22 protein-coding genes are annotated in these 21,744 nt (G+C 69.2%); 13 read left to right on the top strand and 9 right to left on the bottom strand.

Going from position 1 to position 21,744, the window contains the following annotated elements; all coding sequences use genetic code 11:
* Positions 1–62 precede the first annotated feature (62 nt).
* On the bottom strand, positions 63–1,814 hold the full coding sequence (locus ALI44B_RS10960; protein WP_083709888.1) for a RecQ family ATP-dependent DNA helicase: 1,752 nt from the start codon (positions 1,812–1,814) through the stop codon (positions 63–65).
* Positions 1,815–2,066: 252 nt separating this feature from the next.
* On the opposite strand from ALI44B_RS10960, the gene ALI44B_RS10955 reads away from it, so the two are divergent.
* The gene (locus ALI44B_RS10955) at positions 2,067–2,363 is read left to right on the top strand and encodes a hypothetical protein (RefSeq protein ID WP_077054699.1); all 297 of its coding nucleotides are present in this window, start codon (positions 2,067–2,069) and stop codon (positions 2,361–2,363) included.
* Here the strand turns inward: ALI44B_RS10955 and ALI44B_RS10950 are convergent.
* A complete protein-coding gene (locus tag ALI44B_RS10950) occupies positions 2,332–3,339 on the bottom strand; it encodes a LacI family DNA-binding transcriptional regulator (protein ID WP_077054698.1) in 1,008 nt (335 codons plus the stop codon). The genes ALI44B_RS10955 and ALI44B_RS10950 overlap by 32 nt on opposite strands.
* A 14-nt stretch (positions 3,340–3,353) precedes the next feature.
* Complete coding sequence (locus ALI44B_RS10945; RefSeq protein ID WP_238592184.1) at positions 3,354–3,851, bottom strand: DoxX family protein; 498 nt, start codon at positions 3,849–3,851, stop codon at positions 3,354–3,356.
* 58 nt (positions 3,852–3,909) lie between these two features.
* On the opposite strand from ALI44B_RS10945, the gene ALI44B_RS10940 reads away from it, so the two are divergent.
* From ALI44B_RS10940 to ALI44B_RS15935, 3 genes are all read left to right on the top strand, one after another.
* Complete coding sequence (locus ALI44B_RS10940; protein WP_077054697.1) at positions 3,910–4,845, top strand: sulfurtransferase; 936 nt, start codon at positions 3,910–3,912, stop codon at positions 4,843–4,845.
* Between the two features lie 266 nt (positions 4,846–5,111).
* Positions 5,112–5,447: a hypothetical protein gene (locus ALI44B_RS10935; RefSeq protein WP_077054696.1), complete on the top strand. Its 336-nt coding sequence runs from the start codon at positions 5,112–5,114 to the stop codon at positions 5,445–5,447.
* Positions 5,440–5,622: a hypothetical protein gene (locus ALI44B_RS15935; RefSeq protein ID WP_143459194.1), complete on the top strand. Its 183-nt coding sequence runs from the start codon at positions 5,440–5,442 to the stop codon at positions 5,620–5,622. Before ALI44B_RS10935 ends, ALI44B_RS15935 begins: the two co-directional genes overlap by 8 nt.
* 68 nt (positions 5,623–5,690) lie before the next feature.
* On the opposite strand, the gene ALI44B_RS10930 is transcribed toward ALI44B_RS15935, so the two are convergent.
* From ALI44B_RS10930 to ALI44B_RS10920, 3 genes are read right to left on the bottom strand one after another with little or no spacing between them, the layout of a single operon-like run.
* A complete protein-coding gene (locus tag ALI44B_RS10930) occupies positions 5,691–6,152 on the bottom strand; it encodes a MaoC family dehydratase (protein WP_077054695.1) in 462 nt (153 codons plus the stop codon).
* Positions 6,149–7,426, bottom strand: a complete 1,278-nt coding sequence (locus ALI44B_RS10925) for an extracellular solute-binding protein (RefSeq protein WP_077054694.1) — start codon at positions 7,424–7,426, stop codon at positions 6,149–6,151. The genes ALI44B_RS10930 and ALI44B_RS10925 overlap by 4 nt, the downstream gene beginning before the upstream one ends.
* Positions 7,423–8,721, bottom strand: coding sequence for a CaiB/BaiF CoA transferase family protein (locus ALI44B_RS10920; RefSeq protein ID WP_077054693.1), 1,299 nt, complete (start codon positions 8,719–8,721; stop codon positions 7,423–7,425). The genes ALI44B_RS10925 and ALI44B_RS10920 overlap by 4 nt, the downstream gene beginning before the upstream one ends.
* A 249-nt stretch (positions 8,722–8,970) precedes the next feature.
* Between ALI44B_RS10920 and ALI44B_RS10915 the strand changes: the two genes are divergently transcribed.
* Both ALI44B_RS10915 and ALI44B_RS10910 read left to right on the top strand, forming a co-directional pair.
* The gene (locus tag ALI44B_RS10915) at positions 8,971–9,378 is read left to right on the top strand and encodes a RidA family protein (RefSeq protein ID WP_077054692.1); all 408 of its coding nucleotides are present in this window, start codon (positions 8,971–8,973) and stop codon (positions 9,376–9,378) included.
* 116 nt (positions 9,379–9,494) lie between these two features.
* The gene (locus tag ALI44B_RS10910) at positions 9,495–10,283 is read left to right on the top strand and encodes an ion transporter (protein WP_077054691.1); all 789 of its coding nucleotides are present in this window, start codon (positions 9,495–9,497) and stop codon (positions 10,281–10,283) included.
* Between the two features lie 65 nt (positions 10,284–10,348).
* On the opposite strand, the gene ALI44B_RS10905 is transcribed toward ALI44B_RS10910, so the two are convergent.
* Together ALI44B_RS10905 and ALI44B_RS10900 are read right to left on the bottom strand one after the other, a co-directional pair.
* Positions 10,349–12,040, bottom strand: coding sequence for a glycosyltransferase family 39 protein (locus ALI44B_RS10905; RefSeq protein ID WP_077054690.1), 1,692 nt, complete (start codon positions 12,038–12,040; stop codon positions 10,349–10,351).
* Between the two features lie 111 nt (positions 12,041–12,151).
* Entirely contained in the window at positions 12,152–12,595 is a 444-nt protein-coding gene (locus tag ALI44B_RS10900; RefSeq protein ID WP_077054689.1) for a GNAT family N-acetyltransferase, read from the bottom strand.
* Positions 12,596–12,636: 41 nt separating this feature from the next.
* On the opposite strand from ALI44B_RS10900, the gene ALI44B_RS10895 reads away from it, so the two are divergent.
* Both ALI44B_RS10895 and ALI44B_RS10890 read left to right on the top strand, forming a co-directional pair.
* Complete coding sequence (locus tag ALI44B_RS10895; protein WP_077054688.1) at positions 12,637–13,188, top strand: hypothetical protein; 552 nt, start codon at positions 12,637–12,639, stop codon at positions 13,186–13,188.
* A 148-nt stretch (positions 13,189–13,336) separates the two neighbouring features.
* The gene (locus tag ALI44B_RS10890; protein ID WP_083709887.1) at positions 13,337–14,929 is read left to right on the top strand and encodes a bifunctional phosphatase PAP2/diacylglycerol kinase family protein; all 1,593 of its coding nucleotides are present in this window, start codon (positions 13,337–13,339) and stop codon (positions 14,927–14,929) included.
* Positions 14,930–14,960: 31 nt separating this feature from the next.
* Here ALI44B_RS10890 and ALI44B_RS10885 read toward each other — a convergent pair whose 3' ends face one another.
* The gene (locus tag ALI44B_RS10885; RefSeq protein WP_179100256.1) at positions 14,961–16,031 is read right to left on the bottom strand and encodes an SDR family NAD(P)-dependent oxidoreductase; all 1,071 of its coding nucleotides are present in this window, start codon (positions 16,029–16,031) and stop codon (positions 14,961–14,963) included.
* A gap of 61 nt (positions 16,032–16,092) precedes the next feature.
* Here ALI44B_RS10885 and ALI44B_RS10880 point away from each other — a divergent pair, with 61 nt between their 5' ends.
* The 5 genes from ALI44B_RS10880 (at position 16,093) to yjfF (ending at position 21,617) form a co-directional block, all read left to right on the top strand.
* Complete coding sequence (locus tag ALI44B_RS10880) at positions 16,093–16,653, top strand: TetR family transcriptional regulator (RefSeq protein ID WP_077054687.1); 561 nt, start codon at positions 16,093–16,095, stop codon at positions 16,651–16,653.
* 215 nt (positions 16,654–16,868) lie between these two features.
* On the top strand, positions 16,869–17,849 hold the full coding sequence (locus ALI44B_RS10875) for an ABC transporter substrate-binding protein (protein ID WP_077054686.1): 981 nt from the start codon (positions 16,869–16,871) through the stop codon (positions 17,847–17,849).
* An 80-nt stretch (positions 17,850–17,929) separates the two neighbouring features.
* Positions 17,930–19,480, top strand: coding sequence for a sugar ABC transporter ATP-binding protein (locus tag ALI44B_RS10870; protein WP_077054685.1), 1,551 nt, complete (start codon positions 17,930–17,932; stop codon positions 19,478–19,480).
* Positions 19,477–20,577, top strand: coding sequence for an ABC transporter permease (locus ALI44B_RS10865; protein WP_077054684.1), 1,101 nt, complete (start codon positions 19,477–19,479; stop codon positions 20,575–20,577). Before ALI44B_RS10870 ends, ALI44B_RS10865 begins: the two co-directional genes overlap by 4 nt.
* Positions 20,577–21,617 (top strand): galactofuranose ABC transporter, permease protein YjfF, encoded by a 1,041-nt coding sequence (gene yjfF / locus ALI44B_RS10860; protein WP_077054683.1) that lies wholly within the window; start codon positions 20,577–20,579, stop codon positions 21,615–21,617. Before ALI44B_RS10865 ends, yjfF begins: the two co-directional genes overlap by 1 nt.
* The last annotated feature ends 127 nt before the right edge of the window (positions 21,618–21,744 follow it).

Raw genomic sequence — 21,744 nt, 5'->3', positions numbered from 1 at the left:
TCCTTTCGTGAGGTGTCGGCCACGCTACGGATGTGCTCGGCCGCCCACCAGTGGTTGATTTTTCAGGATGCCGGTTCGAGCAGGGCGCGGTCGAGGACGAGGTCGCGCGACAACACCTTGTAGCCTTCGGTCTCGAAAAAGACGGTGACGCGATCGTCCTCGACGCGCATGACCGTGCCGGTGCCCCATTCGGCGTGCACGACGGCGGCCTGCGGCGTGAAGAGCGGGTCGGATGGTTCGCGCCCCGGGGCGTCTGACGCGCCGCCGTCCGACTCGCCCCGGTCGCGGCGCGGCCCGGTCGCGTCACCCGCTGCGTCGCTCGGCGTCGACGAAGCCTGCGTGTCGGCATCGTCCTCGCTCGACATTTCACCGTTGCGGCGACATCTGTCGCAGTTGCCGCAGGGCTCCGAGTGTTGCTCACCGAAATAGCCGAGCAAAAACAGGCGACGGCAGTCCGTGGTCTCGGCGTAACCCCGCATCATCTCGAGACGCGATGCCTCGATGCGTTCGCGTTCCTCGATGCGTTCGACCGCCCGCGCCGCGGCTTCCTCGGGCGTGATCTCGTCGAGAACGCGGCTGCCCCGGCGGTCGGTGCTGATGACGCCCGCATCCGCCAGCGCGTTCACGTGGCCCGTGACGGCGCGCGTCGAAATTCCCAGTTCGGCCGCGACCTCGGCGGCTCCGACGGGTCTGCCGGCAGCGGTGATCGCGGCGTAGGTTCGCGCGAGGGCGCCAACGGCGGGACGGCGCGCGGCGAAGAATTTGCGCAGCCCCAGGTCCTCGCTGCGATAGTGCAGGTCGGCGGCGGCCGGTTCGCCGTCACGCCCGGCCCGTCCGATCTCCTGGTAGTACGCGTCCACCGATTCGGGCACGGCGGCGTGCACTACGAAACGAACGTTGGGTTTGTCGATACCCATACCGAACGCCGACGTGGCGACCACGACATCCACCTCGTCTTCATGGAAATCGCGGTGCACGGCGCGACGGTCGGCCGCGCGCAAACCCCCGTGATAGGCGGCCGTGCGCAGGCCGCGTTCGGCGAGAAGCGCGGCATAGCGCTCGGTGTCGGCGCGTGTGGACACGTAGAGCAAGCCCGGTTTCGCGAGTTCGACGACGCGCTCGACCACGGCGTGTTCCTTCTCGGCGTCGTCGACGTGGCGGGTCACCTCGAGCCAGAGATTCGGCCGGTCGAATCCGCGCGTGAGCACGAGGGGATCGCGCAGATGCAGCCGCTCGGCGATCTCGCGGCGCACGGGCGACGAACCCGTGGCCGTGAGGGCGACGGTGCGCGGGTGCCCGAGCTGGGAGATGACGTCGCCGAGCCGCAGGTAGTCTGGGCGAAAATCGTGGCCCCACGACGACACGCAGTGCGCCTCATCCACCGCGAAGAGGGTGACGCCGAGCTCGCGCAGCCGATCGACGGTCTCGGGTTTCGCCAATTGCTCGGGCGCCAGAAACACGATGCCGCCGCCCGGCCCGGCCACGCGCTGCCAGGATGCCTCGACCGAGGCCGCGCGCACGCTCGAGTTGATGGCGACCGCTGCCGGGGCATCCGGGGCATCGGCCAGGCCCGCCACCTGATCAGCCTGCAGCGCGATGAGCGGCGAGACCACGACGGTCACGCCACCCAGCGTGGCCGCGGTCAGCTGGTAGATGGCTGATTTGCCGTAACCGGTGGGCATGACGGCGAGCACGTCGCGGCCCCCGACGAGCGCCTCGACGGCCTCCAGCTGGCCGGTCTGCAGGTGCTCCCATCCGAAGCGCCGGGCGGCTATACGCTGCAGGTCGCGGCGCGAGACTTGACGATCATTCACGTGATCAACCCAAGCCCGAGACCCGCGAGAGGCCAAGGGGCTTGCGCGATCCGCATGCGTTTGTCAGAGGAGAAGTGTCAACGGTTTACCCCGGAAGTGTCAACGGACTCGACACCCGGGGGCGTCTTCCGCTGAAATAGACGAACACGCAGAAAGGGACGCCGGTGAGATCCATGGCACGGCGCACGACCGGGGCTGGGGGCGCATTCGCGACCCCGAAAACGGTTTCCCCGTCTCGGAGGATGACGCAGCGTGAGTGACGTGCCCGAGCGGGACGACTACGACGAGCCCCTCGGCATCTGCCAGCGCGGGCCCGACGGCATCGAGACGGTTGCGACCGGTCATGCCGGCTTTGCGGATGCCTTCGCGCACTTCGATCGGGCCGTCGAAATCCACGCGGTGATCCTGCCGGATATGGACGGCGGCGGCGAAGACGGCCACAAGAACGGCGACGGAAGCGGTAACGGCGACGGCGACGAAAACGGCAGCGGCAGCGGCAGCGGCAGCGGCGACGATCTCAGAGAGACGCCGTCGACTCCCGCTCGATGAGCTCGGGCGCCACATCCGCGACCGTCACGTCTGAGACGGCTCCCCCCGACATCCGCGCGAAGACCGCCTCGGCCGCGCGGCGACCCAGCTCGTAAAGCGGCATGCGCACGGTCGTGAGCGGCGGCCACGTGTTCTCTGCGGTCCAGGCGTCGTGCAGGGCGACGACCGAGACGTCGTCGGGCACCGAGATGCCGAGCGACCGGGCCTCGGCGAGCGCCCCGATGGCCGCGTTGACGTTGGCGACCAGAATGGCGGTGGGCGCGTCATCCGCCGTCATGAGTGTGCGGAAGGCCTCGCGACCGGCGCGCGGCTCATAGCCCAAACACGTGATGAGCGCCTCGTCGACATCGATGGATGCCGCGGCCATCGCCAGGCGAAAACCGTCGGCGCGCCGCTGCCCGCTGAACGATTCGGGCACACCCGTGATCAGGCCGAGGCGACGATGCCCGAGCTTCAGCAGGTGTTCGGTGCCGAGTCGCGCGGCACGCTCGTCGTCGAGCACGACCGAACCCGGATGCCCCGCCTCGACCGAGTTGATGAGCACGACGGGCGCGCGGCCCGCCATGAGCCGGTCGACATCGGCCGAGGTGACGTCTTCGGCGAGTTGCACGAGCATGCCATCCACGCGCCCCTCGCCGATCAGGCGCTCGATCATGGCGCCACCCGGCTGCATGTCTTCGGCTCGGCCGAGCAACACCATGTAGTCACGCGCGATGGCCGCGTCCTCGACCCCGCGCATGAGCTCGGTGAAGATGGCGTTCGTCAAGTCGGGCACGACGAGCGCGATCACCTGAGAACGGGATGTCTTCAGCGCGCGCCCGGCGAAATTGGGCCGGTAGTCGAGGGTTTTCGCCGCCGCATGGATGCGCTCGCGAGTGTCGTCGCTCACGCGGGTGGCCGGCGCGTTCGAGAGCACGCGCGAGACCGCCGACACCGATACCCCGGCGAGCGCCGCCACGTCACTCAGTGTTGCCATGTGGTCAGTTTGGCTCAGCGCGAGCGGTTACGCCAGGCGCGCCACGCGCCCGTGCACCACAGCGCCCACAGCACCAGCACGGGCTGGAAGATGAGGCGCAGGCCGCGAGCCGCGTCGCTGTTGAGGCCGAATGCGTCGGTGCGGGTGACGAGCTGCGAGATGTTGCCGGGGAAGATGACGACGAAGAACGCCGCGACGATCCATCCCACGTGCACGCGTTTGCCCGGCAGCGCGAGCAGCGCACCACCCAGCGTGATTTCGACGATGCCGGATGCCACCACGACCGTGTCCTTGTCGATGGGCAGCCACTCGGGCACCTGGGCGCGGAATTCCTCACGCACGAACGTGAGGTGGCCGATGCCGGCGAACAGCAGGAACGACCCCAGCACGAGGCGGCCGAGCAGGCGCGGAACGGTGCGCGGAGGATTGGCGGTCGCGGCCTTTACCGTGGCACCCAACGAGCGGGTCGATTCGCGCGCGGCGACGGCCGCTTTCTTCGAGGTACGTGACATTCCTTCAGTCTCACACCGCGAAGCGTCTGGCGCGCGAGAAACTGGTGGAGTGGAACATATGCGCAACATCCTGATCACGGCCCCCGAACTCGCCACCGCGCTCGACGCCGGCACCCTCGACGGCGCCCCCGTGCGCGTTCTCGACGTGCGTTGGCGACTCGACCGGCCCGACGGCCGCCCGGCTTTCGCGGCGGGGCACATTCCGGGTGCCGTCTATGTCGACCTCGAGAACGAGTTGGCCGCACATGTGCCCGCGGGCCAGGCACCCGTCGACGGTCGCCATCCGCTGCCGTCGATCGAGGCACTGCAGGCATCGGCCCGCGTCTGGGGCGTGGATGACGGGGACGCGATCGTCGTCTATGACGACCTGAAGAACATGTCGTCGGCGCGCGCGTGGTGGCTGCTGCGCTGGGCCGGGGTGGCCGATGTGCGGCTGCTCGACGGGGCGCTGGATGCGTGGACCGCTGCCGGGCTTCCGCTCGAGACCGGGCTCGCGGGCGACGGTGACAACGACACGGATGCCGCGCAGCAGGGCGCGTCGCGTCGCGAGACGTCGCACCGCGAGACTTCGCTCCGCGGTGGCGTGACACTCTCCCCCGGGCACCTGCCCATAATCGACATCGAGGAGGCGTCCCGCTGGCCGTCGTCGGGCACGCTACTGGACGCGCGCGCTACCGAGCGTTATCGCGGAGATGTCGAACCTATCGACCCCCGCGCCGGGCACATCCCCGGGGCGGTCAGCACACCGACCGCGGCCAATGTGGATGCCGAAGGCCACTTCCTCTCGCCCGACGCGCTGCGGGAGCGCTTCGCGGCCGCCGGCATCGCAGAAGACACGCCCGTGGCCACCTATTGCGGCTCGGGCGTCACCGCCGCGCACAATGCGGTCGCCCTCACGCTCGCGGGCTTCAACCCCGCGCTCTACCCCGGCTCGTGGAGCGAATGGTCCAATCATTCGGACCGCGCCGCCGCCACGGGCGACGCGCCCCACTGACGCCGCCGCGGCCGGCTGGCCAGACACGCCGTGGGGCGCGAAACCGAACGAACCGTTTCCGTGGCCCTTCGCGACGAGTTCGGGAGGGCGGCCTCGGCGGCTTTGCGGGGCTCCTCGACCCGGCCGTGAAGACATCCTCATTACCGTCGGTGGCGCCGGCCGCGCTGGGACGATTCCGGCGGCGATGTCACTCGCCGCGCGGGCTACCGTAACGGAGTACGGCAGACACGAAGGCGCTGTCGCAGGCGATGCACGATGGGGGGCGAATGACGACATGGTCGGCGGAGGCACTAGCGACATTCTGGGCGGCGGTACTGGCGAGCATCATCGGAGTCGGTTCGATCGCCGCAACCGCCCTGAGTGGCTCGTCGTCGCGCAAGAGTATCGATCGCTTGACGGCCCGCGAACAGACGTGGACCCGCTGGTCGTGGACCATCGAAAAAGCACTCAGTGACAACGCCGCAGAACGGGAGATGGGCCTCGCGATGATGGATGCACTGGTGGACATGCCCTGGCTGTCCGAGGAAGACAAGCGCATAGCTCTCGCCATCGCAAGCGCTGTTATCGCCCGCAACGAATACGAAGGAGAAGTCGATGAGTAAAGACACAGAAGTGGCTCTGCAGCACGCTCGATCGATCCAGGCGAAGGTGCTGAGAAGCCTGGCCGGGTCCGCTCAGACGACGAGCGGCCGTTTCGTGAGCGCGCTCGGCGAGCCGCGCCACGCGAAACCGAGTCTGCTGCAGAGCGAACGCTACGAGCTCGCTTCCGCGCGGTAGCGCCACGCCAGCTCGAGTCGCTGCTGACGACTCGGTGCTGGCTGCTCGCCGCTGGCTGCCCGCTGGCGCTAGTCCGCGGCGAGCGCGCGCTTGTTGCTGAGGTAGAGGTGCGTGAGCACGAGCACGGTGTCGCCCGTCTGGTTCACGACGCTCACCTTCTCGTGCACATAGCCGAGGGTGTCGGGGCGTTTGGTGTGGTCGGTCTTCTCGGTGATCTCGGCCGTCACCGTGATGGTGTCGCCGATGAAGACGGGGCGGATGAATCGCACGCGGTCGTAGCCATAGCTCATCGCCTGCGGGTTGATGTCTCCCGCGGTCATGCCCACGGCGACAGACATGATCAGCGTTCCGTGGGCGATGCGCTGGCCGAACGGTTGCGTCGCCGTCCACTCGGCGTCCATGTGGTGCGGGAAGAAGTCGCCCGTCTGGCCGGCGTGCAGCACGATGTCGGTTTCGGTGATCGTGCGACCCACCGAGGTGCGCGTCTCGCCGATTTCGTAGTCCTCGAAGTAGCGGTCGACGGTGTTCATCGGGATGCCTCCAGGGGCAGGTCGGTCGGGGCGGGCTGGTCGAGCAGGCTTGGCGAGGCCGCGGCGACGTCGAGCAGTTCGGCGGCGGCCTCGTTGAGGCGACGGGCGAGGGTTGCCTCCGGCGTCCGACCGGCTATCGTTTCGGTGACCCACGGCGAGACGCGGTCTTGGAACTCGATGTAGCCCGGCGTGCGCGGCCGCACGTAGGCGGCTTCGAGGGTGCGGCGCGTGCGGCGGAAGAAGTCGAGCGTCTCGCGGTTGAGTCGGTCGTCGTCCCAGGCCGCGGCGTTGCCCGGTTGCCCGCCGCCGTCGAAGTAGACCGAGCGTTGGGCATGAGCCGAGGCCACCCAGAACGCATAGCGGCGGGCCTCGTCGGGGTGCGAGGTGTGCGCCGATACCGCGATTCCGGCGCCGCCCAGCAGCGATCCGGAGACAGGGCGTGGCGGCGCGTCCGCTCCGTCGGCGACCTGTCCTCCCTCGGCGCCGGCGGTCCCGGCGACATGCGGCGCGATCGTCGGGATGTCCCCGTATTGCAACCGGTGCTGCCGAAACGTCACGCGCGAGTAGTTCGAGTAGCCGAACAGCAGTGGTGAATACGCCGACGGGTCGTCGGAGACCAACATCTCGGCGACCTCGATGGGGTTCTGCCCGAGGTTCACGGCCGGCACGAGCTCGGCGAGCCGCCGCATATCGGCGAGCGCCGCGAGCGTGTCCTCCTCGGCCAAGAAATGACCGGGCCGGGATGTCGGCGCCTCACCGTGTCCCGTCGACGCGCGGTTGCCGGCGATCGTGATGAGGCTCGAATAGGCGTCGATCGGTTTGAGCGGCCAGACGACGCGCCCGTCGGCGGCCAGCTCGAGCACCTCATCCCAGGTCGTGGGCGGTGCGGCGAGCAGGTCGGGGCGGTGCGCCGAGACCTGGGCCGCGGCATCCGAGGCCAGGCCGTATTGGTGTCCGTCGTGCGCATAGCTCTCGTGCGAACGACCCACGCTCTGGTTGGCGAGCGCGGCCAACTCGTCGTCGAACCCGGCGCCGTCGAGGCGCGCGAAGGCACCGGCCGCGGCGGCGAGCGGGATGTGGGGGTGGTCGATCACCAGCAGGTCGTAGCGTTCGGCGAGGTCCTCGATGGGCGCGTCGGCGAAGGCCTGCAGCGAGCGGTACTCCCAGCGCACGACGATGTCCGGGTGCAGCAGCCCGAAAGCCGTCGAGCAGGCGACCTGGCAGTCGTAGCCGCGCGGATGCTCCCACGTGATGCCGCGCAGGATGACCGTCATCGCGCAGCCCCTGCCGGCTGCGGTGCAACTGCGCCTGGGGCGCCGCCGGCGACGGCAGCGGCAGCGGCAGCGCCAGAAGCGTCCGATGAAGCCGGGTTCGCAGCACGGCCACCCCCACCGGTCGCGAACTCGGCGCGCACGGCATCGTTGTGCTGCCCGAGCTTGGGAGCCGGGGTCTTGCTCGTCAAGATGCGGCCGTCGATGCGGATGGGGCTGCGCGTGGTGGTGAGCGAGAGGTCCACGCCCGAGGCGGTGTGCGCGGCATCCCGAACCACGTTCTGCGTCATGCGCACGGCCGCGAACCCGTCGTGCTCAACCAGCTCGTCGAGGGTCAGCACGGGGGCGCACCAGACATCCGCCCGGTCGAGGATGTCGAGCCAATGCTCGGTCGTGTGCGTCGCGAAATGGGCCGCCAGCAGGGCTTCGATCTCTTTCTGCTGCGACCACCACGCGTCGGGGTCCGTGAGCGCCACGAGCTCGTCGATGCCGAGAAGTTCTCCGATCACAGGGATGGGGTTCATGGCGAGCGCGAGGTAGCCGTCGGCCGTGGGGTAGGTGCCATAGGGCGCCGAGAGGAACGCGTGGGCCGAGTGAGCGCCGCCCCGCGTGACGGTGACGGTCGGGTCGTTGAGCCGCGTCGACAGCAGCTCGAACTGTAGGTCGAGCATGGCCTCGAGCAGGCTCGTCTGGGCGTGGCCGCCGCGACCCGTGCGTTCGCGGCGGAACAGCAGCGCCGTCACGCCCTGCGCGATGTGGCAGCTGGTGAGGTGATCGGCGATCGAGAGGCCCACGGGCACGGGGCCGTCGTCGGCCGAGCCGGAGAGCCAGGGCAGGCCCGACACCGATTGGGCGAGCAGGTCCTGGCCGGGGCGGTCCTTCCAGGGGCCGCCGTCGCCGTAGCCGCTGGCCGAGCCATAGACGATGCGCGGGTTGATGGCGGCGACCGAGTCGTAATCGAGGCCGATGCGTTCCATCACGCCGGGGCGGAAGTTCTGGATGATGACGTCTGCCTGCGCGACCAGTTCCTTCACGCGCGCCAGGTCGTCGGGGTTCTTCAGGTCCGCGGTGATGCCCTCTTTGTTGCGGTTCATGGCGTGGAACGAGATGGTGTCGCCGTCGGCCGTGCGACCGGCGAAGGCGAGGGTCCGGCCGATGTCGCCGCCCTTCGGCCGCTCGATCTTGATGACGCGCGCACCCAGGTCGGCGAGGCGCATGGCGGCGACCGGCCCGGCCAGGAACTGGCTGAAGTCGAGCACGAGCACGCCCTCGAGCGGTTTGACGAAATCGTCGGACATGTTCTCTCTTTTCTCGCGACGCTGCGAGCGGTGGATGGCGGTGATCAAACGTTTGTTCACACAGTAGCGCGAGCCCCGGCCCGGCGCAATCGGTCGTCACGCCGGGCGGCTGTCGCGGGCCGCTCCGCCGCCACGAGCGGTCGACTTCTAAGCTGAAGTCGGACCCGTGACGCTCGCAGGCCCGTCCGCGCTCGAGACCGATCCTCGAGCGAATCCCTTCGCACCGCACGCCCCACTATCGAGGAAGACATGACCAGCATCGTCTCGCTCATCCATACCGATCGCCTGTCCGACATGGCCGAATACGCCTACGCGTCGACGGTCCCGGCCGACGCCCGGCTCATCTTCCTCGCCGGCTCCTGCCCGCTCGATGCGGCCGGCGCGACGGTGGCGCCCGGCGATCACGCGGCGCAGGCGGCCCGGGCCTTCGAGAACCTCGTCGTCGCGCTGGATGCAGCGGGCGCGACCCCCGCGGATGTCGTCAGCACCCGCGTTCTCGTCGCCTCCTCACACCAGGCCGACCTCGTCACCGCCTGGCAGGTCGTGCGCGACGCCTTCGCGCCGCACCAGCCGCCGAGCACGCTCATGGGCGTAACGGTTCTCGGCTACGACGACCAGCTGGTCGAGATCGAGGCGACGGCGGCCGTCGCGCGCTGAACTCCGCATCTTCGCGGCGGCGTCAGAGCGACACAGCGACACGGCGTCACGGCGTCACGGCGTGTCGAACCACTCCACGAGAGCACGGATGACCTCGCGTCGTGTTTGATGTAGCCATGGCCGCCACCGATCCACCCGCCGGCATACCCGATCGCGCTGAACACCGCGACCCGGTCGATGCCGCGAGCCGAACGACGGATTCCCTTGAGCCGGCCGGCGGCCCCACGCCGACGGCTGCGGCGGCCCGCCGCCTGCGCCTGCGTTCGCGCTGGCAGAATGCGGCGCGCTGGCCGCTCGTCGCGCTCGGCCTCGCGTTCGTCGTCGGCTATTCGGTGTACGTGCTCGCCGAGGATCTCCCGCCCGAAACGCACGGCGCGATCTTCGCGATCCTCGCGCTCGCCTGGATCTGCTTCTTCGTCGACTACGTCGTGCGCCTCGTGCTCACACCCCTGGGCCACAAATGGATGTTCGTCCGCCACAACGTCGTCGATCTCCTGTCGGTCCTGCTGCCCGTGTTCCGGGCGTTGCGCGTGCTCGACCTGTTGCGCGACATCCCCTATCTGCAGCGCCGCAGCGGGGCCGCCGTGCGCACGCGGATCATCATCGTCGCGGCGGCCTACGCCGTGTTCTACGTGTACTTCCTGTCGCTGTCGACGCTGCAGGCCGAACGCGACGCACCGGGCGCCCGCATCCAGGACTTCGGCGACGCGATCTGGTGGGCCTGCGAAACCCTCTCGACGGTCGGCTACGGCGACATGTACCCCGTGACGACGGCCGGCCGATTCAGCGCCGTGCTGCTCATGATCGGCGGCATCATCATCGTTGGCGTCGTCTCCGGCACGGTCGTGTCCTACCTGTCGGATCGCATCCGCCACGTGCCCGACCCAACGAATGAGGATGACTGATCGTCGCTCCTGTCGAGAAGCGGGCCGCAGTTCCGGCGGCGAGACGTCGGCTCGGCTGTATCCGGTCAGGGCAGCTCGGCGGGCGTGCGCACCATGCGATAGATGACGCTGCGGTTGACCTGAATCACCTGCTGCGGATAAAAGCCCAGGCGCTGAAGCTCGGCGATGTCCTCCAGTGAGCGCCCCTCACGTTCGACGGCCCAGACGGTGTCGTGCTCGAGCAACGCGGGAGCGGCCTCCGGCAGGGGGCGCACGACATCCCACAGCTGGTCGCGCGCCGTGAAAGGGGTCACGAGGGCCACATCGCTCAACCCGGCGAAACGGTCGGGGTAGAGGTCGATCGACAGCCGCGGTTTCTGCGACGGTTTAATGTCCTCGGCGAAGACGACGGCGTCACCCGCGGATGCATTGCGCTGAATGGTGTCGGCAACCTGCCGCAGATCACTGCCGCCGTCCTTGCCATACGGGCCGCGCTGCGCGAGGTAGCCGGGGGCGGCGAGCGCGGCGACGACCAGGATGGCGAGGGCGGGAAGCATCCAGCCCGCCGTGGCCGCGCGGCGAGACGTGGCGACCGACCGCGGAGACGCCCCCGAGACCGAAGCCGCCGCGCCTGCTGAGTCTCGACGCCCGCGAGCGAAGGCCGCCAGCGCCGTGACGCCGAAACCCATCAGCAGGGCCACGGCCGGCGTGCAGAAGGCCACGTAGCGCAGGTTGTACATGGGCGTGATCAGGGCATTGCCGAGAAACAGCAGCGCGGTCGGCGCGATGACCCACACCCCGAGCACGAGGGCTGCCCGCCGCCCCGAGCGGATGGCTGCCACGAGCCCGACGACGATGAGCGCCCACGCCGCGACGGCGAATCCGGCCGAACCGAACCACTGGCCCACGACCGCAGAATCGAGCGTGGCGTAGTTGCGGCGGGCGAGGAAGCCGATCTGTCCGCGCTGGGCCAGGCCGAAGACGACGACGGGGGCGGCGAGCACCGCGGCGAAAACCAGCGAACGAGCCCAGGCACGCCACATCCGCGCGCCCGGTTTGAACGCCACGAACACGGCGACGTGAACGAGGGCGAGGAGCGCCAGGTAGAGGAACAGGTAGAGGCAGGCGGCGACGGCCACCCCGAAGAGTGCCCAGGTGCGGGGGCTGAGTTGCCGGCGGCGCACGAGGGCGACGAGCCAGTTGGTCAGCCAGACCGCGGCGGCCATGCCGAAAGCGTAGGAGCGCGCCTCCTGCCCCATCATGGTGACCTGCGGGATGACGGCGAACAGCAACCCGGCCACGATCGCCGCCCGGCCGCCGAGCAACTGTCGGCCGAGCATGACGGTTCCCGCCGCCGCGACGCCCACCGCCACGGCGCTCGGCAGGCGCACGGCGAATTCGCCCGTGCCCACGAGACCGGTCCAGAAGTGCAGGAACAGGTAGTAGCTGCCGTGCACGGCGTCGATGTTGCCGAGCAGGGCGAAGAGGTTGGGGATGCTGCGCTCGGCCGACATGACGCTCGCGGCCTCGTCGCCCCAATACGACGCGTTGCCCGATCCGGCGGCCGACACGACGGCGGCGAGGAACCCGATCGCCCAGGGGATCAGGGTGCGGCGGGTGAGGACCGTGCGGACCCGAGCGGGTGTGCCGGGATCGCGGAGGCCCAGGCGTCCGCTTGCCGAGCGGGTCGCCCGAGGCGCATCAGCGGCGTCGAGCGGGCGAGCAGCGCTGGATGCACCCACCGTCGTGGTGGGTTCGGTGAGAGGCGACGTGCTCACGACAAACTCCTCCCGACGTTCCCACTGTGCCGGAGCCGGGTGAATCGGGCCGGCGTGCGCGGCAACCGCTCGGCGGATTGCCGGTGAACGTTCGGGGAACGACGCCGAGGCTCACCGCTTCAAGCTCATCGGGATGTGCGGGATGCCGTCCTCGTCGTAGGGCTCGCCGTCGAGGGCGAACCCGAATCGGCCGTACCAGCCCTCGAGGTGCGATTGCGCGCCCAGCAGCACGGTTTCGGCGTCGGCCGTGAGCTCGAGGCCGCGGCGCATCAACACGGCCGCGAGACCCTGGCCCCGGGCATCCGCCGCCGTCGCCACCCGCCCGATGCGCTGCACCGGCGAACCCAGCCCCAGCACGCGGATGGTGGCGAGCACGTGACCCTGTTCGTCTTCGGCCCACACGAGCAGAGTGTCGGATGCCGCATCCAGCCCGTCGAGGTCGGGGTAGGCGCTCTGCTGCTCGACGATGAACACGTCGACCCGCAGTTTGAGGATGGCGTAGAGGGTGGGGGAATCGAGGTCGGCGAGCGCCGCTTCCTTCACGATGACGGTCATCCCTCGATCGTATGCGCCCGGCGCGCGCCTAAACTTCGAGGGTGACTCAGCATGACGACGAGAGGGCCCTCGACGAGAGGGTGATCGACGAGCTGCGCGCGACGATCGCGGCCGCCGTCGAGCGTTTGAGCGCCGCCGACGCCCGCACCGAGGCGCTCGCGCAGTATGTGCCCGAGCACCGCACCATGCTGATCAAGCGCAATGCGGTCATGACGCCCATCGGGCGGGTCTGGCGCCTGGGCGTCTTCCTGCTGGGCGAGGATGGCACGCTCTACCGCACGGGTTCGCTGACGCGCGCCGTCGAGCCGGGTCGACCCGCATACCAGTCGCTCTCGGCCGAGACGCGGCGCGAATACCGGGCGGCCGCCTCCCGCGGCAAGTTCACCGAGGGCGAGAGCGTGAACTACGACGCCGAGGTCATCGAGCTCACGGCCGGGGCGCTGCACGACGCCGGCGGCCCCCTGTTCCTGCACGACGGCGCGGCGCTCGTGCGCTGGAATCCGCGCGCCACCGCCGACACCGCCACCCCCTTTTCGGCCTACCTCGCCGACCGCGTCGAGTTGGCGGTCAATCCGCCGGCCGGCGCCAACTGAGTCGGCTCGCGCGGGCCTCGGACTCGTCTCGAGCAGGCGCAGGCACGTCTCGGCCTCGCCTCGCCTCGCCTCGCCAGGGACTCCAGCAGGCCCGCGCACTCTCCGCAACCCGCAGCGTGATCGAGGCAGCCCCCCTTACCCTGGGTGGATGCTTCTGCCGCGCGTCCTCCGCCCCATCCACGCCCAGCGCCGCGCGCGGGTGCTGCCGGACTGGCTGCTGAGCCTCGACCGCACGATCGGCTCGCGCATCAATGCCCACGCCACCCCCGCGGCGGTCGACACAGCCCTCTCCCGCCTGTCGCAGGCGGCCGACCACAGCAAGCTCTGGTTCGCCATCGGGGGCGTCCTGTTTCTCGTCGGCGGGCGTTCGCGCAGCGGTGCCGTGCGCGGTCTCGCGGGTCTCGCGGTGGCGAGTGCCGTCAGCAACCTCGTCGGCAAGAGCCTCTTCGGCGGCGATCGCCCCCTCCTCTCGGACGTGCCCGTCGGCCGACGCCTGCGCCGCACCCCCACATCCCCGTCGTTCCCGTCGGGCCACTCGGCCAGCGCGGCCGCCTTCGCCACGGGCGTCGCCCTCGAGTCACCCGCCGCCAGCGCCGTCGTCGCGCCCCTGACAGCCGCCGTCGCCTATTCGCGCATCCACACGGGCGCCCACTGGGCCTCGGATGTCGTGGGCGGTCTCGCCATCGGCATCGGGGTCGCCCTCGTCGGCCGCGCCCTCGTGCCGACGCGTCACCAGCTGCGCCGCCGCGACCCGGGCCCGCGCGTCTCGCTGCCCGTGCTCGACGAGGGCGCCGGTCTCTTCGTCGTCGTCAACCCGTCGTCCGGCTCCGGCCGCGCGTCGGCGGCGCTCGACCCCGACCCCGAGCAGCAGATCCGGCGCGCACTCCCCCGCGCCGACATCCACGTGCTCACACCAGGCGACGACCTGGCGGGTCTCTTCCGCGAGGCGGCCAAGCAGCCCGGTGTGCTCGCCCTCGGTATGTCGGGCGGCGACGGTTCGGTCGCGGTGGCGGCGCACGCCGCGCGCACGGCCGACCTCCCCCTCGTGGTCTTCCCGGGCGGAACCCTCAACCACTTCGCGGGCGCCGCGGGCATCGACAGCTTCGCGGACACCATCGAGGCCGTGCAGCGCGGCGAGGGCACGACGGTCGACGTCGCCGAGGCACGCATCGACGGCGACGACCCGATCACGGTGCTCAACACGGCGTCGATCGGCGTCTACCCCGAGCTCGTCGAGGAGCGAGAAAAGCTAGAGGACAAGATCGGCAAATGGCCAGCGGCACTCGTGGCCGGGCACAAGGTGCTGCGGCGCAGCGAGCCGGTCGAGTTCCGTCGCCAGGACGGGCCGGTCCGGTCGTGGACGCTGTTCGTGGGGGTCAACCGCTACCACCCGCGCAACATCATCCCGCTGTCGCGGCGGTCGCTCTCGGACAACCTGCTCGACATCCGGTCGATTCGAGCGGATGTCTCGGCCTCCCGCCTGCGCGTGTTCGCCAACCTCGCGCTCGGCAGCTATCTCTCGTCGTGGCTGCGCTCGGTCCCCGGCGTGGGAACACTGCTCGCCGTGCATACCGAGACGCGCACGACCATGGATTTCCGCGTCGACGCATCGGTGGCGTTCGCGCACGACGGCGAGGTGCGCGAGGCGGCGCCCGCCGGCTTCCCGGTGTCGATCGTCACGGTTCCGGGTCAGCTCCGCATCTACCGCAGCGACCGCAAACGCCGCCGCACCGTGAAGTGACGGTGCGGCGGCGTTCAGCGTGCGGGCGGAACTAGACGGCCGACCAGCCGCCGTCGGAGGGCAGGATCACGCCGTTGAGGTTCACGGCGTCGTCGCTCAGCAGGAACGTGATCGAAGCGGCCAGCGCGTCGGGCTCCACGGCATCCGGCATCGCGGCCATGGCCAGGCGCACACGTTCGGCGCCGAGCTCCGAACCGAAACGCGCCTCGATGTTGGTGATGGTGGGCCCGGGGGCCACGGCGTTCACGCGGATGCCGGTGCCCGTGTACATGAAGGCGCTCGACTTCGTGAGTCCCGCCACCGCGTGCTTCGACGCCGTGTAAGCCGCACCGGCGGCTGATCCGCGGAGCGCCGCCTCGGACGCGACGTTGACGATCGAACCCGTGCCGCGCGGCAGCATGACGGGCACGACGGCGCGCATGAGCTTCATGGTGCCGGTCACGTTGATGGCGAAGACGCGGTTCCAGATGTCGTCCGAGATCTCGTGCACGGGTGTCATGTCGTCCATGATTCCGGCGACGTTGGCGAGGGCGTCGATGCGGTCGCCCGCGGCCTCGACGATCGCAGCGACGGAAGCGTCGTCGGTGATGTCGCCGGCGACCGACACGATGTCGGCGTCGGGCAGGCTCGCGGCGAAGTCATTCAGGCGTTCGGTCGAGATGTCGACGGCGACAACCCGGCCGCCCTCGCGCGCGACCCGCGAGGCCACGGCCCGCCCGATGCCCGAGCCGGCCCCCGTGACGACGACGGTCTTGCCGGTGAAGCGCCCCTCGGTGACCTTCTCGACCCAGTCGACGCGGGGTGCACGGGGGCGTGCGGGCTGAGCGGGCACCGGTGCTGCGGCCGCTGCCCCTTCGGTGCTGGGCAGATCGCCGGCCGCGGCACGGGCCACGAGCACGTCGACCATTTCTTGCGGGAACGCGCCCTGGCTCATGGCCACGAGGCGGCCGAGCGTGAGGTTGCGCACGGGTCGCAGCGAGTCGGGCGTCTGGCCGCCCTGCGCGAGCAGCTCGGCGAAGAGGGCGCCGCCGATCGGGTCGTCGAGCCAGTCGGCGATGGTGGTCTCGGCGGTGAGGTGGGGGGCGTTCTGGGTCACGATCATTCCTTCGTCTCGGTGGAGCGAGTCATACCGGACAGCACTGTCCGGTTGTTATGCTACACCGATGCCCTCCACGCCGAAAGCGAATCGCGGCCCCAGCGCGGGCCCCGAGAATCGCCGCGCGCTCATCGCGGCCGCGCGCGAGGTATTCGCCGAATCGGGCTTCGCGGCACCGCTCTCGGCCATCGCACGCCGGGCCGGCGTCGGTCAGGGCAGCCTCTACCGGCATTTCCCCGATCGCCTGTCGCTCGCGGTGGCGGTCTTCGACGACAACATCGCCGAACTCGAGGTGCTCGTGGCCGACGACGACGCCACGGTCAGCACCCTGTTCGACGCCCTCACCGAACAAGCCCTCGCCTCGACGGCCCTCGTCGAGGTCATGACCACGCATCGCCACGACCCGCTCGCCGAACCGCTGCGCACGCGCGCCACGGCCATCGTCGAGGTGCTCCTCGTGCGCGACCAGGCGGCCGGCCGCATCGCCGACCACGTCGAGACGGAAGACGTCCTCCTCGCCATCGCCATGCTGGCCGTCCTGCTGTCACGCACCGACGAACGCGACCGCCCCGACGTCGCGACGCGCGGCCGCCGCCTGTTCCGCGCCGCCTTCGCCCTCCCCGGCTGACCCGCCCGCGCGTGTGAGCGCTAACAGCAACGAAGCCCTCCCCCGGCCACATCGGCCTCCGTCGCCACATCACGAACAGGTAACTGCTCGAAACTCGCACTTGCCACACGCGTTTTGTGAGCGCTAACATCCGAAGCAGTCAGGATGAACTGGCCCCGGCTCCAAGAGTTCGCACAGCATTTGCGGCGCCGGCTCACTGAACAAGGAGGTTTGGTATGAAGAAAATCATCGGTCTCGCCGCAGCCGGAGCCCTACTGTTGGGCCTTGCCGGATGCGCGGGCGGAGGCGGATCATCCGAGGGCGGCGCCAAGGACCCCGGCGACATCATCGTCGGCTTCTCGCAGGTCGGCGCCGAGTCGGGCTGGCGCACCGCCAACACGAAGGACATCCAGTCAGCCTTCAAGGATGCGGGCATCGAGCTGAAGTTCTCGGACGCGCAGCAGAAGCAGGAGAACCAGATCAAGGCGATCCGCTCCTACATCCAGCAGGGCGTCGACGTCATCGCTTTCTCCCCCGTCGTCGAGTCGGGCTGGGACAGCGTGCTCAAAGAGGCCAAGGATGCGGGCATCCCCGTCGTGCTGACCGACCGCGCGGTCGACTCGGCCGACGAATCGCTCTACGTCTCGTTCCTCGGCTCGGACTTCGTCGAAGAAGGCAAGAAGGCAGGCGAATGGTTGACCGAGGAGTACAAGGACTCCTCCGACCCCGTGAAGATCTATCAGCTCGAGGGCACGACCGGTGCGGCTCCCGCCATCGACCGCGCCGAGGGTTTCGCGGATGTCATCAAGGCCGACGACAAGTTCGAGATCGTCGGCTCTCAGACCGGTGACTTCACGCGCGCCGGCGGCAAGCAGGTCACCGAGGCCATGCTCAAGTCGAACCCCGACGTCGACGTGATCTACGCCCACAACGACGACATGGGTCTCGGCGCCATCGAGGCGATCGAAGCGGCCGGCCTCAAGCCGGGCGTGGACATCAAGATCATCACGGTCGACGCGGTCAAGGACGGCATGCAGGCCCTGGCCGACGGCAAGATCAACTACATCGTCGAGTGCTCGCCGCTCCTCGGTTCGCAGCTGGTCGACATCGTGAAGAGCGTGGTGGCCGGCGACGACGTCGAGAAGCGCATCATCACCGAAGAGACGACCTTCACCCAGGAAGAAGCCGTCGAGGCCCTTCCCGACCGCAAGTACTAACACCCGAGCGCGGCGAGCGGATGTTTCGGTATCCGCTCGCCGCCTCACCCCGGCATCCACCCCTCGCGAGAGAATCAGACATGACAGAGCAGTCACCCGTCGTCGACATGCGCGGCATCTCGATCACCTTTCCCGGAGTCAAAGCCCTCGACGGCGTCGATTTCCGGATGCTTCCTGGCGAAGTCCATTCCCTGATGGGGGAGAACGGCGCCGGCAAGTCCACGCTCATCAAGGCGCTCACGGGCGTCTACCAGATCGACTCCGGCAGCATCCGGGTCGACGGCCGCGAGGTGTCGTTCGCCTCGACCGCCGAAGCCCAGGCGGGTGGCATCAGCACCGTCTATCAAGAGGTCAACCTGCTGCCCAACCTCACGGTCGCCGAGAACGTCATGCTGGGCCGCGAGCCCCGCCGCTTCGGCACCATCGACTGGAGGGCAACGCGGAACCGAGCGGCCGAGCTGCTCGAACGCGTCGGCCTCGACATCGACCCCACGTCGCTGCTCGGCTCGCACTCCCTGGCCGTGCAACAGCTCGTCGCCATCTCCCGCGCCGTCGGCGTGGATGCTCGCGTGCTGATCCTCGACGAACCCACCTCGAGTCTCGACGCCGACGAGGTGCAGGAGCTCTTCCGCATCATTCGTTCGCTGCGCGATTCGGGCACGGCCATCCTGTTCGTCTCGCACTTCCTCGACCAGGTCTACGAGATCTCCGACCGCCTGACGGTGCTGCGCAACGGCACGCTCATCGGCGAATACTTGACCGAAGAGATCCTGCGCATCGACCTCGTGCAGAAGATGATCGGCAAAGAGCTCACGGTGCTCGACGACCTCGAGAAGCGCACCAAGGCGACGACGGATGACGACGGCGACGACGCCCACCGCGGCGACGTGCCGTTCCTCGAGGCCATCGGTCTCGGCCGCAAGGGCACCATCGAACCCGTCGACCTGCGCATCTACGAGGGCGAGGTCGTGGGCCTCGCCGGGCTGCTGGGCTCGGGGCGCTCCGAACTCGCACGCCTCATCTCGGGCGTCGATCGACCCGATTCGGGCGAATACCGCCTGCGCGGGCAGAAGACCCGTTTCCGCACGCCGCGGCAGGCGCTCAAGAACCGGGTCGTCTACTCGAGCGAGAACCGCCGCACCGAGGGCATCGTCGACGAGCTGTCGGTGCGCGACAACATCGCGCTGGCGCTGCAGGCCGACCGCGGATGGTTCCGCCCCATCCCCAAGAAGCGGCAGGACGAGCTGGCCGAGAGCTATATCCAGGCACTCGGCATCCGGCCCGCCAACCCCGACGCGCTCGTGAAGAACCTGTCGGGCGGCAACCAGCAGAAGGTGCTGTTGGCCCGCTGGCTGGCCATCGCCCCGCGGCTGCTCATCCTCGACGAGCCCACGCGCGGCATCGACATCGGCGCCAAGGCCGAGATCCAGAAGCTCGTCTCCGACCTGGCCGAGAACGGCATGAGCGTTGTTTTCATCTCGGCCGAACTCGACGAGGTGCTGCGCCTCAGCCACCGCATCGCCATCATGCGCGACCGCTCGCTCGTGGCCGATATCGAGAACGACGACCTCTCCACCGACAACCTCCTCGCCATCATCGCCGATGGCTCCCGGGAAGGAACCCCCGCATGACCAAGCTCATGTCGAACCGGCTGTTCTGGCCGATCGTGATGTTGGCGGCGCTGCTCGTCGTCAACCTGATCGCCTTCCCCGGCTTCTTCTCCATCCAGATCCGCGACGGCCACCTCTTCGGCAGCCTCGTCGACATCCTGCGCAACGGCGCGCCCACGCTCATCATCGCCGTGGGCATGACGCTCGTCATCGCCACACGCGGCATCGACCTGTCGGTGGGTGCCGTGTGCGCCATCTCGGGGGCGGTCGCGTGCTCGATCATCCTGGGCTCGCCCGACCCCGGCAGTGTGGGGACCGTCGTGGTCGCCATCGGCACGGCCCTGCTCATCTCGCTCGTGCTGGGCGTCTGGAACGGGTTCCTCGTCTCGGTGCTCAAGATCCAGCCCATCATCGCGACCCTCATCCTCATGACCGCCGGCCGCGGCATCGCCATGCTCATCACCGAGGGCCAGATCCTCACGGTGCGCAGCGACCCCTTCAAGGTGCTCGGCTCGGGGTTCATCTTCGGCATCCCGGTCGCCGTGGTGCTCGCCGCCGTCATCCTGGGCCTCGCGGCCCTGCTCACGCGGCGCACGGCACTCGGGCTGCTGATCGAATCGGTCGGCATCAACCCCGAGGCCAGCCGCCTGGCCGGTGTGCGGTCGAAGGGGCTCATCTTCGCGGTGTATGTCTTCACGGCCGTGTGCGCGGCGATCGCGGGCCTCATCCTCACGAGCAACCAGACGTCGGCGGATGCGAACAACACGGGCCTCTTCATCGAGCTCGACGCCATCCTCGCCGTCGTCATCGGCGGCACGTCACTGGCCGGTGGCCGCTTCTCGCTCTTCGGAACCCTGATCGGGGCGCTCGTCATCCAGACCCTCGTCACCACGGTTTACACGGTCGGCATCCCGCCCATCGCCACCATGGTGTTCAAGGCAGCCGTCGTCACGGCCGTGTGCCTGCTGCAATCGCCCCGCTCGGCCGAGATGATCGCGGCCGCTCGCGCCCGGCGGGCTCGGAGAAAACGGCTCGTGGATGACGCAGCCTCAGGTTCCAGCACCGGTTCAGGACCCCTCACCCCCACCCGCTCCGACTCGAAAGAGGTGTCGGTCTGATGTCCACCCTCGACACCGCCCGGCCGTCCGCGCCCGCGCCAGCCCGCCGTTCCGCCCCCGCCCGCTTGGCCTCCGCACTCCGCGGCGGCCTCACGAACCCGAAGTACGGACCCGTCATCGTCACGGCCATCCTGCTCGTCGGCATGTTCATCTTCGGGGCGTCGCAGTACCGCGGCTTCACGAACCCGCAGATCATCTTCAACCTGCTGATCGACAACTCCTACCTCATCGTGCTGGCCGTCGGAATGACCTTCGTCATCCTGACGGGCGGCATCGACCTCTCCGTCGGCGCGGTGCTCGCCATGTCGACCATGATCACGGCGAGCCTGCTGCAGTCCGGCTGGTCCCCCGGCGTGATCATCCCCCTGATTCTGCTGATCACGTCGGGCCTCGGCCTGGCGGTGGGCGCGATGATCCACTTCTTCGACATCCAGCCCTTCATCGCCACGCTGGCGGCCATGTTCCTGGCCCGCGGCCTCTGCTACGTGATCAGCAGCAAAACCATCACCATCACCGACCCGTTCTTCGTGGCGCTGGCCGACGCGCGCATTCCGTTGGGCGGCCGCCTGAGCATCACGTGGAGCGTCGTCATCGCGGCCATCGTGGTCATCGCGGCGGTCGTCGTGCTGCACTACACGCGCCTCGGCCGCACGGTCTACGGCATCGGCGGCAGCGAGGCGTCCGGCCGGCTCATGGGGTTGCCCGTGGCGCGCACCAAGGTGCTCGTCTACGTGATCTCGGGCTTCTGCTCGGGTCTCGCGGGCATCCTCTACACGTTCTACACGCTGTCGGGTTATGCGCTCACGGCCATCGGCACCGAATTGGATGCCATCGCCGCAGTTGTCATCGGTGGCACCCTGCTCACGGGCGGCTACGGTTTCGTGCTCGGTTCGGTGCTCGGAGTCCTCGTGCTCGGCACCATCCAGACCCTCATCACGTTCGACGGCACGCTCACGTCGTGGTGGACGCGCATCTTCATCGGGGCCCTGCTGCTCGTATTCATCATCCTGCAGAAGATCTTGACGGGCCGCCGAACCTAGCGGCGCGGGCGTGCTGCGGGCGCGGCGCGGGCGCGCTGCCGGCCCCGGTCACCGCGCGCCGGCGGCCCACACCCGCGATAATCGTTGCAGCACGTCAAACGCCGTCGCCCCTCTCCGAGCAGAAAGC

It is taken from the genome of Leifsonia sp. ALI-44-B (genome assembly GCF_001984125.1).
Classification (GTDB): domain Bacteria; phylum Actinomycetota; class Actinomycetes; order Actinomycetales; family Microbacteriaceae; genus Okibacterium.
The sequence above is the reverse complement of the archived record's forward strand: the minus strand, read 5'-3'. Positions and strand labels throughout refer to the sequence as shown.